The sequence below is a fragment of the Halomonas faecis genome, from assembly GCF_010993975.1.
Lineage (GTDB): Bacteria > Pseudomonadota > Gammaproteobacteria > Pseudomonadales > Halomonadaceae > Halomonas > Halomonas faecis.
In genome coordinates this window covers 25162-41623 of record NZ_JAACZO010000016.1, presented here as the reverse complement: position 1 = coordinate 41623, position 16462 = coordinate 25162, and the positions used below count along the sequence as shown (strand labels likewise).

Here is a 16462-nt window from a genome sequence, read left to right as displayed (position 1 = left end):
TCGTGTTCGAGACTCTGCCGAGGCTTGGCGAAGATGACGACCTCGACACGCTGCTGCCGTGGCACTGGAAAGACACTCTACCGGGCTGACTCACATCGCAACAGGTGGGGTTACTGGATCGTTTACGAAACAACAAAGTCAAACCATTCATCGTCATGCGCTTGCACACGTCGATCATTCTGATCCAAGAACCAAACAGTAGAAACAAGGGCTGTACGCTTGTTGCCATTATGAAACGGGTGATTTGCAACGAGAGAATGGAAAAGAGCAGCCGCTTTCTCATCCACTGTGCCATACTTATCTGTGCCGCCTAGCCCCGTTTTCGGCCTTTCACACGCTGACTCTAGCAAAGCCACATCCCGAGGTCCGGCAGGCTCTATCGGGTCGCCATCATTTTGAAAAAAGTCCACCAACTCGTGGTGAATCTCCAAAACTTCGTCATAGGACAGGTATACCATCACACCTCCTTCGGACAGCTGTATTATGTAGCATGCTCGATATTCCACTTGAACGCGCATGCACGTTCAACAATCTTATGCTGCACGCCACCATTCTTCTAGCCTACTGAAATTAATAAACATTAAGTATAGATCGGCAGTATAACACCAATCATCGTGCATGCTGCATATCCCCAATGAACGTGTTCGCTGCCTGTTCCTGCATGTCGGCTTCGGGTCGTCAGCTGCCGAAACTAATCCATCAGCATAGTCTAAATTTCGGCATCCGGCCAATAGCAGCCTTTCAGTGAGTGCTGATATAAGGCTGTTAGCATGCGCACCTTGGGAGTGGAGGTGAAGCCGCAACGAAATAGGCGTCGCCATGCCTGGCCTTGTTAACCAAGTTTTCCAACCCCGTTCACATTGTCGAACGTTGAAATTTCTCGGATCAGAAACTCTTCAAGAGCAGCAGCCTCGAACGGGGTGGCTCGCGGCACACCGACGATCCACACATACCGAGGCTGAATGCTCCAGCCTTCGTGCTTTAATTTTCACTTTTTCTCGGGCCCGTACCCGCAATACGCATTTAATCTCGCGCTGACCGAGCTTTTCATTGACGACCTCCCGATATAGATCACAGTACCGTCGCCATCGAGAAATGCGTACACCCCAGCCAGACCGTTACTAGGCCAGGTTTCATTCCATTTGCGTTCAGCACGAACTGATCCGCCGTCTTGCTCAGGAAATAAGTCGTATAGAGGCCCTAGGTTGAAATCCTCCATGTCAGGGTGCCGATAACTGGCACAGTATTCAGCAACCTTATTCTTCAGATTATCCAATGTTCCGATCATATGTAGCTCGGCTCGTAAACGCTCGCAGTAACCGCGGCTTTGTAGTGAAGCCGAAGACGGACTGAAAAAGCCATCGGCTTCCCTGCGGTTGTTAGGCCTGACCTCATAATAGTGCATCATCCGAAAATCCGATCAGGAATCAAATCATTCTGCAGGCGTGGATCGTTCAGCAATAAGCTTTTCGAATTCGTCTTCGATTAGTCCACGAACGGACCTAGAAATATTCATGCTTATATCTTTCTTAGAATCTGCATTAACAACGTGGTCATGGGAGATTCTATGAACCTCGAAGGTTAGTTCCGCATCTTCTTTTGTCGTATCACCACGAGATGGTGTGCTGAAGAAAAAACCCACCCTAAAATCTCCAGAATTTGTAGAAAATGAATAAGGAAAGGTTACATCCATTCTTTGGACATGATAGTAAGAGTAGTACTTTTCATCAGAAATCAAGAAGATGTCGTTGAGCTTTTCGCCATCTATCTTAATTCGCTTAACTGTCTGATTCATCCAAGACACTTGAGGATCGTTCGGTAATGGCGGACCAGAAATATCGCGACTAATTTCCATATCATTGACATTTCCTTTGGATATTTCTCGCCGACGGCCTCCAGTTAACCTTTTGAAAAACCGTACTCTCTCTTCATTTGAAAAACTGCCAAACATTATTCGCCGCTCAATATCACTTTGAGTTACGCCAGAACCTTTTAGGGTCTTTGATATTTTCGAAGTTAGACGCTTATTGATCGATTCTGTTTCCTTCGATGAGTGCGTAGAGGAAAAATCCAGCTTTAGGCAATCACCTTGTCGTTCAATTGATATTTCACCATTAAACTTCAACTCTCTTTTAGTCCAATCCTGACTAAAATCTTTTCGATTGATCGCATAAGGAATTCTTATTTTTTCTTTTCCGTCAACTACTACTTGTGGGGCATCAATAACCTCAATGCTCTCTATATTTTGAAAAGGATTAAAGTCCGTTTCAAAAAGTTCTTTTAATGGCGCAATCCAATCTGAACTTTTCTCAACCAGTTCAAGAGATGATAACTTAACTTTTGGCTTGGAGTCTCTATCAACAGAAGCTTCGATCAAAGCCGCGTACTCAGATGGCTTGAGTAGCAAAGCCGATAGCAATGGGACAGTAGTTGGCTTATCACTGTTTCCACAAAACACTCCTTTAGCTTTGAGTGCTGAATGGACCTCTCCATATGAGATGTGTGCACTGTTGAGCAACACCCGAAGCTCAGCACCTGACGGGATTAGATAGTTAGAGTCAATAGTCTGTTTCATTGCGCACCCTCTTGAAGAAGATCGAGGATTGAGCGATTGAATGAAAATGGGCTTATAGTCTCATCACGATTGTGGAATACAAGCCTAGCATGACTAGCGTCCTCTTCATCGCGCGCCGCGTTGTAGTTCGACATCCCAATCCGTATTGTTGTAATAAGTCCAGAGGCAAAATTCAGACCATATGCCATTAGATTTTTATATGAATCTATATGAAAAGCTTCGTTTGCGTACAAAAACAATTCCTTTTTCCCATCTTTTGTCACCACCGCAGGAATGATGTCTGACGCTAATATTTCCAGCGGAAGCGCACGCCCTGTTCGCATCTCATCTACAGTTATTGATGTGCCTATACGTGGAAAGAAGAAATTATAATCTCCACCGACAGCGCGCCTACGCAGATCATCCACCACTTTAAGTAAGAATGCGGCACGACCGTTGTCAATTATGTAATATGGGATCTCGCCCTCAACATCAGTACGAGAGGGGGCAAGATCAGCGAGAATATTTTTCTCTATATCTTCGTGATCGTTATGTAACCATATGAGAAGCCCCGCGTGGTACCGCTTCTTTCTGGCTTGGAAGGCAGTCCCAATCTCCCGGAGCTTCTGATTGTGCTTAGCACACTCAATAGTTTCACCGAGTTCCTTTATATGGCTTTTAAAGGTTGTCCTCAATGTGCCTACTTGGGGATAACGGCCAATTATATTTTTATTTGATACGTGTACTATGTCAGTTCTGTCATCATGAAATGGATTATTATACAAATAAACCTGATCTTCACCATGACTCTGGCGTTGTTTTCTTTTTCCCGTAACATGCGAAGGCGTATTGCATTCAATAGATATGTTATGAATTAAGTTATACCAACCTATCCGCTCCAGAAGAGCTGTCGCCAATGCTTCTCCGATTTCGCCTGATCTTTTTGACTTCTCCCCAGCCATATTTATACCTCTTCCATTTTAATATCAACCACCGCACGAATGCCGGAATGAGTAGACTCTACATCTATTGAGCTTATCTTCGCGCCTGGGTTAGTTACGATCAGGCTCACTCCCTTCGAAATGCGTGCCTTTGTTACAACGTCTTTTGCGTATTTAGCGAGCATTTTGCTTTCAAACTGCACGTCGTTATCAAGAAGAACTCCGTGTTTGATTTGCGCTCCATTCATAAGATCATCAATCTCACTATCTCCTATAAATTCTCTAGATACGTTCCTCAGATCTGCGATGGATAAGGAGTCCGCCTCAGTGAGTAGTCCTTCTACTTGGCGAGAAAATTCTAGTGCTGCGCTTGGTGACTCTACTTTTTTGGATATCTCTTTGAGCAAAGACCCTGCAATTTGTGCACTTTTCTTCGACGTCTGGGCTGGGACGGCTTTTAAAAAATTTTCAATCCAATACTTTGTCTTTTTACCTAATGTATCAATTACAAACACCTGCAATTCATCCGATAGAACAACAGCTCCCTTCTGAATTTTATCTAAAGATATCCCCGCTCGTTCATAGACTTGGATGGCTCCTTTCTCTTCGCCAACATCTAGGTAATCGTTTTTCCCTTCTACTCTGAACAACCCTAGTGCCTGCACCGACTTTCCTTCGTTCCTAATATCTTCGAAAAGAATAATCAGAAACTCTCCACCTCCTATGTTGGGATGGTTCGAGCAACTGTAGAGGTGCTTTGCGATCGCATCACTGCTTGATATAAAATTTTTTACATCTGTAAAGACACTGCTCGCGTAGTGATTGACCGTGTTAAGAGAAATATCCGACTCATGCGAAAGGCAGCATTCCTGACCGCCTCTGATGACTGGAGCCAAGAATCCATTTAATAACAAATTATTAAGAGTAGTTGAGCGATGGCACTCATTTGGTGAGATATGAACCCCCTCATCTCTCAACTTGTTCCCCACTCGATGAATAATTACTTTCTTCACCTTTGCAGAACTGATGTCAAACATTCGTTCCCTGCCCTTAATGATTTTAAGTACGTTAAGCTGCCCATGATTGTGACTTGCATGGCCTAACACCGGTGAGCGTGCCTGCTGCCTTGGTCTGGATGGCCGCTTTGGGTCGATAGCTGTCATTCCACTATCTCCTTATAAAACGCCAGCTTTCCCTCTATCGCTTCCATCCCCTCTATCGGCCTCTCATAACTCCACGCCACGTCGGCGTGATCGCCAAACGAGAAATACGAGGCATTTCCCTTGAACGGGCAGTGGGTCACCGTCTTGGAGGGCGTCAGCAGCTCCATGCGTACGTCATCGCGGGGTATGTTTTGCCGTGGCGGGTAGCCGCGTTCTCGGAGTTCGATGGCACGGGTGGTGTCGGCAAGTGGGGTGCCGTCGATGTTCACCTGCACTCTACGGTCGTGCGGGTGCAGGGTGATGCGGGGCTCGGTGGAAGCCGTTGGCATGGCGCCATCCCCTTGCGTATGGGCAGTGTCGTTATGGCGTTCTGAGATTCAGCGTAGCACCAGAGGATGGATCGGCCCATGCGCCGGATCAACGTTGCCTGCCTCTGCGGCTGGCACAGCATGGTGCAAACCGGCCCTGGCACACCGCTCAGCTCGCCACCCCCCAGCCGCCACAGCGGCGTGGCTCTTCGGTATCATCAGGCACGAGACTCTTGATCTCACGATCCCCCGAAGTCGGCGTAGGGAGAGTGATCATGTTGATGCTGCATCGACGCCAGTGCCGAATCGGAAAGCAGCAGGAGGTACGATGTGAGTTCGATGTATGGCGATCACTTCGGAGGCACAGCGGTTGGTCGTGCATCATTCGTAGTGGCTCCAGAGCCTGAGCACTTTTACCACTCGCTCGTCCTCGAGCACTTGGTAGACCAGACGATGCTGAATATTGATGCGACGTGAATAGGCCCCCGCAAGATCACCGATGAGCTTCTCGAACGGAGGCGGCTTGCGGTATGGATCTTCCGCTATCAGCGCTAACGGTTCCTGGGCTTTTGGTTTGAGGCCGCTGGAGGCTAACTTCTTTGCATCTTTCTGGGCTTGCTTGGTGTAAACCAACTTCCATGTCACCAGTCCAGCTCCTCATCGCATTCATCCACGGGGGTATCCCTCCCCTCACGAATGGACTCCCGCATACCAGGTACGGAGAGGAGGTAAAGCGTTTCTTGAATTGCCGCCCAGTCTTCTTCGGATACCAAGACGGCTTTGTTCCGCTTACCCATGATGACGATGGGTTGGTGGGACTCGGCAGTTTCATCGATCAACCGGTATAGGTTGCTGCGCGCCTCGGTGGCGGTGATTCCGGTCATAACGCACCTTTTGCGTGTTCAATCTTTCACCGATTGTACGCCTTTGCGAACGTACGCCAAAGCGAACGTCTTGCGTGGCTTGCCCACCACCGGCGAAGGTGTCATCGTCACCCGGACCCCTTTGAGCGGCCAACCACGAGGAGCGAGCAACGTGTTCATCGCCATGAATCGTTTTCGAGTCAATCCCGAGAGAACGGACGAGTTCGAGCAGATCTGGCTGGAGCGGGAGACCCACCTGCAGGGCCTGCCCGGCTTCGTCGAGTTTCACATGCTGCGCGGGCCCGAGGAGGAGGATCACGTCCTCTATGCCTCGCACACCATCTGGCGCTCGCGCGAGGACTTCGAGGCCTGGACGCACTCCGAAGCGTTCCGCGCCGCCCATGCCAACGCCGGCCAGAGCCGCCGCGAGGGGCTCTACCTGGGCCCGCCCAAGTTCGAGGGCTTCGAGGTCATCCAGACGATCGGCGAGTCGGACGACGCTTGAACGCAGCGAGGCCCGACATGCGAAAGATCGTGCTCGTCGATAACGGCTCCCTGCGCCCGCAGGCCACGCTCAACCTGCGTCGCCTGGCTCACGCCCTGAGCCGGACCACTGGCGAGGCGGTCGAGGCCGCTTCCCTGCTGCACTCCTTCAAGATCCCCGCAGAGAAGCTCGATGGGCGCAAGGCCGTGTCGCTGGGGCCGTTGGCCGAGCGTTATGCCCAGCAGGGCGTGACCGAGCTGCTCATCCTTCCCTTCTTCTTCGGCCCCAGCCAGGCGCTGACCGGCTACCTGCCCGAGCGCCTCGGCGAGGTGCAAGCCAGCTACCCGCAGTTGGGCGTCAAGGTGGCCCTGCCCCTGGTCGAAAGCCAGACGACGGTGGACCTGCGCCTGGCGCGGCTGCTGGCGGACAACGTGCGGGAAAGGATGGCGGGGCTGTCGCGACCGAAAGTCGTGCTGGTCGATCACGGCAGCCCGAACCCGGAAGTCACGGCGGTGCGCAACTACCTCGCCGGCCAGTTGAGCGTGCTGCTGGCCGATGAGGCGAGCTGCGTCACCTTCGCTTCCATGGAGCGCCGCGACGGCGATGCCTATCGCTTCAACGAGCCGCTGCTGGTCGACCTGCTGGCTTCACCGGCGATGGCCCACGGCGACGTAATTCTCGCCATGCTGTTCCTCTCCCCGGGCCGCCATGCCGGCGAAGGGGGCGATATCGCCGAGATCTGCCAAGCGGCGATGTCGCGCTCGCCCGGCCTGAACGTGACCGCCACGCGGCTGGTCGGCGAGCATGACGGCATCGTGGATATCCTGGCGACCCGCCTGCAGCAGGCCCTGGCCGGCGAGCCGCTGCTGACGGAACTGCCGCCCGCAGGCGGCAGCGTCATGCCCGACTGACCCACGGCCCGGCAATCGCTCGAAGGCCGGGCCGGCGAAAGGATCAAGGCGCTTCGGCTTCCACCTCCAACCATTCGTCGATCAGATCGCGGTGGTCGTCGATCCACTGCTGGGCGCCCTCGACGGGGTCGCCGACCTCCTCGATGCTCGCCATCAGCCCGCCGAGGCTGTCGTCGTCCATTTTCCAGGCGTTCAACACCTCGGTCAGCCAGGGATCGTCGCTGGCGAAGTCGCCGCGCGAGAACCAGTAGATGGTTTCGTTTTCGCCGTAGATGCCCTTGGGGTCTTCGAGGTACTTGAGGTCGTATTCGGCGAAGGCCCAGTGCGGGCTCCACAGGGTCACGACGATGGGTTCCTCGTTGGCGTAGGCGCCGTCGAGGGCCGCCATCATCGCGGGGCCGGAGCTGTTGACCTGCGACAGCGGCAGTTCGTACGCCTCGATGGCGTCGTCGGTCAGGCCAGCGATCGCGGAGCCGCTGTCGATGCCCAGGATGGAGGGGCTGCCCTGGTATTCGTACTCGTCCGCGCGTTCCTTGAGTTCCGGGATGGTGTCGATATCGACGTAGCTGGGAACGACCAGCCCCAAGCCCGTGCCCTCGTACCAGGCGTCGTGCACCTCGAGCTCGTCCTCGTAGGGTTCGAGAAAAGGCTTGTCGGTGATCGGCAGCCAGATCTCCATGGAGATGTCGATATCGCCCTGGGCCAGGGCCGTGTAGAGCGCATTCTTGCTGACATTGGAGAGTTCGACATCGTAGCCGTACTCGTCCTCCAGCAGGATCTTCCACAGGTTGGCGACGGCGATGTTCTCGGCCCAGTTGTTGGTGCCGATGACCAGATCCTTGTCCTGGGCCATGAGGGTCTGGCTCGCGGGAATCAGGGCAAGGGCCAGCAGTGCGGACGAGAGGGTCTTCATCTGCAATTTCATAGGAATCGTCTCTCCGTTATCCATTATTTTATCGATGCTTGGTTGTTTTATCGGTATTTAATAGTAACAAGGTCTTCGCCATTCCCCTCCCTTGGATTGAGAATGCCTGCCATGAGAAAAGCGAATGGCGCCGGCTCTTTTGCCTAGCCGATCAGCCTGGGATCGAAGGGATAATCCGACAGCAGCTCGACCCGGCCGTCGTCGCGAACGTACAGCTGTTCTTCGAGCTTGACGCCCTCACCGCCGTCTTCGTGGCCGATATAGCTCTCCACGCACAGCGTCATCCCCGGAGCGATGATGCCGTCGTAGCCCTTGTCGTCGATGTCTTCGCGATGAACGATGTAGGGATATTCGCCGTTCATGCCCACCCCGTGCGCCAGGGCGAAATAACGCCGTGCCCGGTAGGCGGGCGGAATGCGCCAGGCGCGTTCGGCGTATTCCTTGAAGCTGACCCCGGGCTTGAGGTTTTCCATGTTGGTGCGGATCTGCTCGTAGGCCAGCTTGTAGAGATCCCGCTGGGCCGGGCTGGCTTCGCCATCGCCGCACAGGAAGGTACGCGAGAAGTCGGCATAGTAGCCGTACCGCCCCACCACGTCGGTATCCAGGGCGACCAGTTCGCCGTCGCGAATGAGGCGGTCCGAGCACTCCTGGAACCAGGGGTTGGTGCGCGGCCCGGAGTTCATCAGCCGCGTCTCGACGAAGTCGGCATCGGTGGCGATGATGTGCTCGTGCAGCTTGGCCCAGACGGCGTTCTCGCTGACGCCCGGCACGATGGCGGCTTCCAGCTTGCGCACGCCCTCTTCCACGGCGCGCAACGATGAACGGATCATCTTGATCTCGTTGGGCACCTTGTAGGCACGCGCCTGTTCCAGCGGCTCCTGGGCGTCCAGCACCCGGTAGCCGCGACGCTGCAGCTCGAAGCCCGCCTCCGGCGTGGCGCTCTCGATGGCGATGCGCTCGCCGCCGCCGCACTGGCGCACCAGCTCGACGATCTCGTCGGCCCAGGCGCGGGTCACCGCCTCGGTGTTCTTCTCGTTGAAGTAGTAGGAAATCGCCTTGGCCGGCCGGATCTCGTCCACCGTGGGCAGGTGGCGCGCCAGGTGCTCGCAGCCGGAGAACTCGAACAGCACCACCGGGCCCTCGGCGGGCACGAAAGCATAGCGCGCGGGATTGCGCGAACTGTAGACCTGCATGTTGCGCGAGCCGGTGGCGTAGCGCACATGGGCGGGGTCGAACAGCACCGCGGCGGTGATGTCGCGCTTGGCCAGCTCGGCGCGCACCCGCCCGAGCCGATCCAGCAGGATGCGCGGAATCTCGTCGGCGGAAGGCTCGCAGTCGGCCGGTTGGTGAGTGGGCGGCAGGATATCCATGGCCGCCAGGTCCATCCTCATCGGTGTCTCCTCGTCTCGGGGGTCGGAAGCGATTGTTGTTGTCGGATCGGCTCAGTCGATCAGGCCGTCGGCGCGTTCCTCGCGGCGCTCCTCGGCCAGCATGTGCTGCTCCGAGACCCGGCCGTAGAGCTGGCGAGTGCGCTCCAGGCGGCCCACCACGTCGGGCGCCTGGGAATAGGCGAAGATCGCCGTCAAGCGTGGCGTGTCGCCCTCCACGCGGGTCACCCGGTGAAGGCTGAAGCGCCCCTTGAAGAGCTGTAGATCGCCCGGGCGCAGGTCGAGGCGCTTTACGCCCTGCGTTCGCTCGCCACGAATCACCGCACCGACCTCGGCGTAGTTCTCGTCCTGGGGGTTGCGGATGTTGGGGCAGTATTCGAACACCCCGCCGCTCTCGGGCTGCTGGGTCATCATGGTGACGATGAATTCGTTGGTGTCGTAGTGCCACGGCTGCTCGGTGCCGTCCGGCAGTACGTTGAGCACCAGCCCGGCGTACGGGTCGGCGTACTCGTAGATACGCGGCTCGCCCAGGCAGCGCTGCACCAGGGACTTCATGGCACGGGAGACGTAGAGCCGGTGGATCAGGGTGTCGGCGGTGATCATGTCGCGAGTCACGAAACCGCTGGTGCGGGTCATGAACAGCCGTCGGGGGTCTCGCTCGGGCAGCTCGGGGTCGTCGGCGGTGAAGTAGGCGTTGACCTCGCGGGTGTTGTAGAAGCTCGTCTCGGCCATCCGCGCGCTCTCCTCGCGGACGCGCCCGAGGCGATCCTGGCGCAGGAAACCGCGCAACACCACGCAGCCTTCGCGGTCCAGGTGGGCGCGGGCCGTCTCGACGGTCTCGAGCAGCGCCGGGTCATCGGGCCGGTGCAGGGGATATCGCGCGGTGTCGACGATATCGGAAAGGTCCAGGGCCTCGGCGTCGGCCAGGCCAGGGTCGGTGGCGCTCATCGGTAACCTCCTGGGGTGTCGGTCGTCCTCGGTCAGGCTTATGCTGGACGCCCTACAGCCATTCGAAAAACGAGTCATTCCGATGGATTCAATCGGTGATTCCGATCGATCGCGCCTGCCCGCCCTGGACAGCGACCTGCTGCTGGCTTTCGTCACGGTGGCCGACAGCGGTGGTTTCACCGCGGCCGCACGCTATCTGCACAGGACGCAGTCGACCGTCAGCCTGCGGGTGAGCACCCTGGAGGATCGTCTGGGCACGCGGCTACTGAACCGCACCAGCCGTCACCTGGCGCTGACGCCGGACGGCCAGACCTTTCTGGTCTACGCGCGGCGCCTGCTGCAGCTCCAGCGCGAGGCGTTGGGGGCGCTGAACGTCTCGAACGAGCCGATCACCCTGCGTTTCGGGCTGCCGGAGGACTATGCCGGCACCTGGCTGCCCGCCCTGCTCGAGCGTTTCTCGGCGAGTCATCCGGAGGTGCGGGTGCATATCCACTGCCGTATGTCCACCGAGCTGCTCGACCGGCTCGATGACGGCTCGCTGGATCTGGTGCTGGCGGTGCGCCACGCCGCCGACAGCGGCGGCGAGGTGGTCGGCGAGGAGGCCGTGGTATGGGCCGCGCATCGCGACTTCCGCCCAGACCCGGAACGCCCACTGCCGCTGGCCCTGTTCCCCGAGCAGTGCGTCTATCGGCGGCGCGCGCTTCAGGCGCTGACCGAGCGGGGACTGGCCTGGCAGGTCGACTCGACCAGCCAGAGCCCCAGCGGCCTGCGCGTCATCGTCGATCAGGCCCGCGCGGTGACGCTCTGCGAGCGGCGCATGGTGCCCGAGCGCTGGCGGGTGCTGGGCGAGGCCGAGGGCCTGCCGCCCCTGCCCGCCGCCGAGCTGGAGATCCATCGCTCGCCCAGCCTGACGCATCCGGCCTTCGAGGCCTTCGTGCAACGGCTGCGCGAGGTGATGACGGAGGCGCTGCCCGCAACGCTATAACGAGCGCTCCAACGAACGCTCCGGGGAGCTGTCGCTGGCTACGGCGCTGAGCAGCCAGTCGCGCAGCAGCGTCAGCGTCGGCTCGTCGCCCTGCCCCGGCCGGGTGACGAACCAGTAGGATTGATGCCCCGGCATCGCTGCCGCCAGCGGCTGCACCAACGCCCCCTTGGCCAGCTCCCGGGCGACCATGGCACGGTCGGCGATGGTGATGCCCAGCCCTTCCAGGGCGGCGCGAATGGCCAGATCGAGCAGGTCGAATTCCAATCCGCCCTGGGTATCGACGCCCTCGATCCCCGCCGCATCCAGCCAGTGCCGCCAGGTCGGGAAGCGATCCTCGGTGGTGCGCATCACGTGCAGCAGCGTCTGCTCGCTCAGGTCCAGCGGCTGGCCGCCTCGCAGCAGGCGCGGCGAACAGACCGCAATGTGGTGTTCCTGCATCAGGAAGTGCGGTTCGACGTCGCTCCAGTCGCCGTCGCCGAAGCGAATGGCGGCGTCCAGGGCGCTGTCGGCGGCCAGGTCGTCGACTTCGCGGGTGGTCAACGTCAACGACAGGAAGGGATAGCGCCGCCGCAGATCGTCCAGGCGCGGCACCAGCCAGCGACTGGCCAGGGTCGGCGGCACGTTGAGGCGCAAGCGGGTGAGATCCGTCGGCGAGGCGAGATCGCGCACCGTCAGGGCGATGCGGTCGAACGACGTGCTCAGCGCCGGCAGCAGGCGCCGCCCCTCCTCGGTCAGCCGCAACTGCCCCGGCCGCCGCTCGAACAGGCTCACCCCCAGTTGCTCCTCCAGATGACGCACCTGACGGCTGATCGCGCTCTGCGTCACGTGCAGCCGCTGCGCCGCCAGGGTGAAGTTCTGGCACTGCGCGGCGGCCTCGAAGGCCTTGAGGGCGTTGAGCGGTGGCAGGTAGCGACTCATGGGCGACGGCCCCTCATGCGTTTTTATCGGGAGATGGCGTTTCGGAACGCGAGCTTTTTCGGTACGTCATGCGTTTTACTCATGCCCAGGGTACCAAATTCTCGTTTGTCGCCCCATCCGACGCTGCCCAGACTGGCCATCGAGACCCTCAATCCTCAGCTCTGGAAATCGATCACCATGGCCGACGATATCGAAACGCTGATGCCCCGAACGCGCGATCTGGCAGGCTGGCGCGGGCTGGCCGAGCGGTTGCCGCTGCCCCGTCGTGCCTATGTGGGCGGCGAGTGGCGCAATGCCGAGTCGGGTCGCACCTTCACCGCCCGCAACCCGGCCACCGGCGAGCCCCTGGCCGAGGTGGCCGCCTGCGACGCCGCCGATGTCGACCGGGCGGTAGCGATCGCACGGCGCACTTTCGAGGCCGGCGAGTGGCGCGAATTGCCGCCCACCGAGCGCAAGGCGCGCATGCTCGCCTGGGCCGATGCCATCGCCGCCCACGCCGACGAGATCGCCCTGCTCGAGACCCTGGAAACCGGCAAGCCCATCGGTCAGACCACCAGCGTGGACGTGCCCGGGCTGGTCGGTGGGCTGCGCTGGTACGCCGAAGCGCTCGACAAGCTGTACGGCGAGACCGCGCCCAACGGGGCGAACAGCGTCTGCCTGATCGACCGCGAACCGGTCGGCGTGGTCGCCGCGGTGGTGCCCTGGAACTACCCGCTGATCATCGCCGGCTGGAAGCTCGGCCCGGCGCTGGGCGCCGGCAACTCGGTGATCCTCAAGCCCGCCGAGCAGTCGACGCTGGCCACCCTGCGCGTCGCCGAACTGGCGCGGGACGCCGGCATCCCGACCGGCGCCCTGCAGGTGATCTCCGGCCTGGGCCACGAAGCCGGCCAGGCGCTGGGCCTGCACGACGATGTCGACGCCATCGGCTTCACCGGCTCCACCGAGATCAGCAAGAAATTCCTGGAGTACTCGGCGCGCTCCAACATGAAGCGCATCGGCCTGGAATGCGGCGGCAAGAGCCCGCACATCGTCACCCGCGACGTCGACGACCTCGACCGCATCGCCATGTATGTCGCCTACGGCGTCTGGTACAACCAGGGCGAAACCTGCCACGCCGGCACCCGGCTGATCGTCGACCGCACCATCAAGGACGAGCTGCTGGCCCGGGTGCGCCAGTGGGCCGACGAGCTCCAGCCCGGCGATCCCCTCGATCCCGACACCCCGATGGGCGCGATGATCGAGCCCGAACATGCCGACAAAGTCATGGGCTATCTCCAGCAGGGCCGCGACGAGGGCGCCCGGCTGCTGTTCGGCGGCGAGCGCGTGCGCCAGGACAGCGGCGGCGACTTCATCACGCCGGCGATCTTCGACGACGTCACCAACGACATGCGCATCGCCCGCGAGGAGATCTTCGGGCCGGTGCTGGTGACAATCGCCGTCGATGGCCTCGACGAGGCCCTGGCAGTCGCCAACGACACCGACTACGGCCTAGGCGCGGCGATCTGGACCAACCGCCTGAGCGACGGCCACCGCGCCGCCCGTGCCCTGCGCGCCGGCACCGTCTGGGTCAACTGTTACGACCACACCTCCATCAACGCGCCCTTCGGCGGCTTCAAGCAGTCCGGCCAGGGGCGCGACAAGTCGCTGCACGCCTTCGACAAGTACACCGAACTCAAGACCACCTGGATCGAGCTGGATGCCTGATATGCCGATGAACTTCACCACCGGCCGGCAGGTGCCCCTGACGGTCGGCGCCGGCACGCTGGCGCAACTGCCCAAGCTGTGCCGCGACCATGACGCCGGCAGTGCGCTGATCGTTGCCGACGCCGGCATCGCGGCCACTGGCCTTGTCGACCGACTGGCCTCGCTGCTGGACGATGAACTGCCCGTGACGCGCTTCATCGCGCCCGCCGGCGAGCCGACCCTGGCGACGGTCGACGCCGGCGCCGAGGCCGCCCGCGAGCTCGAGTCGCCGCTGGTGATCGGCCTGGGCGGCGGCACCGCCCTGGACATCGCCAAGCTGGTGGCCGCCCTGGCGAAGAGCCCCGGCGCCATGGCCGACTACCTGCTCGCCCGCACGCCCTGGGCGGGACGCGCCCCCGCGGTGATGATCCCCACCACCTCGGGCACCGGCTCGGAGGTCACTCGCACCTCGATCGTCGCCGACGACCGGGGACGCAAGCAGTGGGCCTGGGGCGACGCGCTGCTGCCCGAGGCGGTGCTGCTCGACCCCGAACTGACGCGCACCCTGCCGGCGCCACTGACCGCCGCCACCGGCCTGGACGCCTTCGTGCACGCCCTCGAGGCAGCCAGCGGCCAGGGGCGCCACGTCTTCATCGAGGCCAGCGCACTGCAGGCGATGCGGCTGATCGGGCGGGCGCTGCCCCGCACGGTGGCCGCCCCCGACGACCTTGAGGCGCGCCAGCAGATGCAGGTCGCCGCCTGCCTCGCCGGCCAGGCGATCGACAACGGCGGCACGGGCCTGGGGCACAACATCGGCCATGCCCTCGGCTCGCTCTACCACCTGCCGCATGGCGTCGCCGTGACGCTCGGCGTGGAGGCCACCCTGGCCTGGACGATCGACGGGCGCGAGACCGTCTTCGCCCCGGCAGCCGAGGCCCTGGCGAAAGGCGACACGGCGCACGATCTGCCCGCCCGCTTCAGCGCCCTGGTCGATGCCGCCCGCTTCGATGCGGCGCTGGCACCTTACGCCGATCTCGAGATGGACGCCGAAGCCCTCTCGGCGACCATGCAGGCCGAGGAGAACGCCCCCATGGCCGACAACGCCGCGCGACGGCCGGAAGCCGACGACTGGCACGCGCTCGCCGAGGCCACGGTGTCGCTGTTCGAGCGCCGTCTGGCCCACCTGACAGCCGCCCAGGAGCACCCCGCATGAGCGTCATAGACCGCATCGAGATCACCCACCACCAACAGCCGCTCGAGCCGCCCTTTCCGGCGGCCTGGGATAGCCAGCCGCGCCGGCGGTTTCCGGCGACACTGGTCCGCGTGATCGACAGCGAAGGACGCGAAGGCGTGGGCTCCGGCGATGCGATGTACGGCTTCGAGGACTTCCGCTCGCTGTTCATCGGCCGCGATCCGCTGGAGCTGGAACGCCACAGCGGCGTGATCGACAACATCGGCTTTCACGCCGGACGCTGCTGGCCGCTGGAGGTCGCACTCTGGGATCTCGCCGGCAAGATCCGCGGCGAGCCGGTGTGGCGCATGCTCGGCGGCGTCTCGAACCGCCTGCGCGCCTACGCTTCCAGCGGCACCCACCGCCCGCTCGAGCAGTTGGTGACCCTGGCCGAACGAGTGCGAGACGCCGGTTTCCCGGCCATGAAACTGCGCTTCGGCCGCCCCCGGATCGAAGACGACATCGCAGCCCTGGCGGCGGTGCGCCAGACGCTCGGCGAAGCCTTCACGCTGATGGTCGACTGCAACCAGGGCTGGCGCATGCCCTGGGACGTCCAGGCTTCCTGGGATCTGGCCAAGGCCAGCGAAGTGGCCGAGGAACTGATACGCCACGACGTGCTGTGGATGGAGGAGCCGCTCTACCGAGGCGACTATCCCGGCATGGCGGCGCTCAATGCGCATACCGGCGACCGGCTGAAGATCGCCGGCGGCGAGATGACCCGCGAGCCCTACGAGTTCCACGAGATGCTGCGGCGCGACTGCCTGGACGTCTACCAGCCCGACGCGGTCTGTTCGATCGGCATGCTGGGGCTGTCCCGGCTGGCGCGGGAGGTGACCGCGCGCGGCAAGTGGTTCACCCCGCACACCTGGGGCAACGGCATCGGCCTGATCGCCAACCTGCACCTGACCGCCGGCACCGTGGGACCCGAGGGTTGTCCTTATCTAGAATTCCCCTTCGATCCGCCGGAATGGACGCCCGAGGCCCGCGACTATCCGCTACTCGCCCCGCTGACCACCGACGACGCCGGCTGGCTGACCCTCTCCGAGGCACCGGGCCTTGGCATCGCCCTCGACGAGCAGCGCCTGCGCGACACCCGCGCCGACCAGGCCACCTATGGCTGACATGAAGCGGCCTCTTCATAGCGCGGAGCAGAGTCAATT

General features: G+C 60.6%; 17 protein-coding genes. 6 read left to right on the top strand and 11 right to left on the bottom strand.

From position 1 onward, the window contains the following. Positions 1–122: 122 nt before the first annotated feature. From GFD32_RS09565 to GFD32_RS09535, 7 genes are all read right to left on the bottom strand, one after another. A complete protein-coding gene (locus GFD32_RS09565) occupies positions 123–458 on the bottom strand; it encodes a type II toxin-antitoxin system death-on-curing family toxin (RefSeq protein ID WP_163576328.1) in 336 nt (111 codons plus the stop codon). Between the two features lie 974 nt (positions 459–1432). Next, a complete protein-coding gene (gene gapS4b / locus GFD32_RS09560) occupies positions 1433–2575 on the bottom strand; it encodes a GapS4b family protein (protein ID WP_163576327.1) in 1143 nt (380 codons plus the stop codon). Continuing rightward, positions 2572–3516, bottom strand: a complete 945-nt coding sequence (gene gapS4a / locus GFD32_RS09555; RefSeq protein WP_163576326.1) for a GapS4a family protein — start codon at positions 3514–3516, stop codon at positions 2572–2574. Before gapS4a ends, gapS4b begins: the two co-directional genes overlap by 4 nt. Before the next feature lie 2 nt (positions 3517–3518). Continuing rightward, positions 3519–4658: a nucleoid-associated protein gene (locus GFD32_RS09550; protein ID WP_163576325.1), complete on the bottom strand. Its 1140-nt coding sequence runs from the start codon at positions 4656–4658 to the stop codon at positions 3519–3521. After that, the gene (locus tag GFD32_RS09545) at positions 4655–4987 is read right to left on the bottom strand and encodes a DUF427 domain-containing protein (RefSeq protein WP_163576324.1); all 333 of its coding nucleotides are present in this window, start codon (positions 4985–4987) and stop codon (positions 4655–4657) included. Before GFD32_RS09545 ends, GFD32_RS09550 begins: the two co-directional genes overlap by 4 nt. Before the next feature lie 360 nt (positions 4988–5347). Further along, on the bottom strand, positions 5348–5611 hold the full coding sequence (locus GFD32_RS09540) for a Txe/YoeB family addiction module toxin (RefSeq protein WP_163576323.1): 264 nt from the start codon (positions 5609–5611) through the stop codon (positions 5348–5350). Next, positions 5608–5850: a type II toxin-antitoxin system Phd/YefM family antitoxin gene (locus GFD32_RS09535; protein ID WP_163576322.1), complete on the bottom strand. Its 243-nt coding sequence runs from the start codon at positions 5848–5850 to the stop codon at positions 5608–5610. Before GFD32_RS09535 ends, GFD32_RS09540 begins: the two co-directional genes overlap by 4 nt. Before the next feature lie 151 nt (positions 5851–6001). Here GFD32_RS09535 and GFD32_RS09530 point away from each other — a divergent pair, with 151 nt between their 5' ends. Both GFD32_RS09530 and GFD32_RS09525 read left to right on the top strand, forming a co-directional pair. Next, entirely contained in the window at positions 6002–6334 is a 333-nt protein-coding gene (locus tag GFD32_RS09530; RefSeq protein WP_163576321.1) for an antibiotic biosynthesis monooxygenase family protein, read from the top strand. Positions 6335–6351: 17 nt separating this feature from the next. After that, positions 6352–7224, top strand: coding sequence for a sirohydrochlorin chelatase (locus GFD32_RS09525; protein WP_163576320.1), 873 nt, complete (start codon positions 6352–6354; stop codon positions 7222–7224). A 43-nt stretch (positions 7225–7267) separates the two neighbouring features. Here GFD32_RS09525 and GFD32_RS09520 read toward each other — a convergent pair whose 3' ends face one another. The 3 genes from GFD32_RS09520 to GFD32_RS09510 all read right to left on the bottom strand — a co-directional run bounded on the left by GFD32_RS09520 (position 7268) and on the right by GFD32_RS09510 (position 10485). Next, on the bottom strand, positions 7268–8137 hold the full coding sequence (locus tag GFD32_RS09520) for a glycine betaine ABC transporter substrate-binding protein (protein ID WP_163576331.1): 870 nt from the start codon (positions 8135–8137) through the stop codon (positions 7268–7270). A 155-nt stretch (positions 8138–8292) separates the two neighbouring features. Further along, positions 8293–9540 carry a M24 family metallopeptidase gene (locus GFD32_RS09515; protein ID WP_163576319.1) on the bottom strand — a complete coding sequence of 416 codons (1248 nt, stop codon included), beginning with the start codon at positions 9538–9540 and terminating at the stop codon, positions 8293–8295. A gap of 51 nt (positions 9541–9591) precedes the next feature. Beyond that, entirely contained in the window at positions 9592–10485 is an 894-nt protein-coding gene (locus GFD32_RS09510; protein WP_163576318.1) for a HalD/BesD family halogenase, read from the bottom strand. An 82-nt stretch (positions 10486–10567) separates the two neighbouring features. Here GFD32_RS09510 and GFD32_RS09505 point away from each other — a divergent pair, with 82 nt between their 5' ends. After that, positions 10568–11470, top strand: a complete 903-nt coding sequence (locus tag GFD32_RS09505) for a LysR substrate-binding domain-containing protein (RefSeq protein ID WP_240455595.1) — start codon at positions 10568–10570, stop codon at positions 11468–11470. On the opposite strand, the gene GFD32_RS09500 is transcribed toward GFD32_RS09505, so the two are convergent. Further along, positions 11465–12388 (bottom strand): LysR substrate-binding domain-containing protein, encoded by a 924-nt coding sequence (locus tag GFD32_RS09500; protein ID WP_163576316.1) that lies wholly within the window; start codon positions 12386–12388, stop codon positions 11465–11467. The genes GFD32_RS09505 and GFD32_RS09500 overlap by 6 nt on opposite strands. Before the next feature lie 177 nt (positions 12389–12565). Here GFD32_RS09500 and GFD32_RS09495 point away from each other — a divergent pair, with 177 nt between their 5' ends. The 3 genes from GFD32_RS09495 to GFD32_RS09485 are packed head-to-tail and all read left to right on the top strand — an operon-like array spanning position 12566 to position 16423. After that, the gene (locus GFD32_RS09495) at positions 12566–14092 is read left to right on the top strand and encodes an aldehyde dehydrogenase (protein ID WP_240455594.1); all 1527 of its coding nucleotides are present in this window, start codon (positions 12566–12568) and stop codon (positions 14090–14092) included. A 1-nt stretch (position 14093) separates the two neighbouring features. Next, a complete protein-coding gene (locus tag GFD32_RS09490; RefSeq protein ID WP_163576315.1) occupies positions 14094–15284 on the top strand; it encodes an iron-containing alcohol dehydrogenase in 1191 nt (396 codons plus the stop codon). Further along, positions 15281–16423: a mandelate racemase/muconate lactonizing enzyme family protein gene (locus GFD32_RS09485; RefSeq protein ID WP_163576314.1), complete on the top strand. Its 1143-nt coding sequence runs from the start codon at positions 15281–15283 to the stop codon at positions 16421–16423. Before GFD32_RS09490 ends, GFD32_RS09485 begins: the two co-directional genes overlap by 4 nt. Positions 16424–16462: the final 39 nt, after the last annotated feature.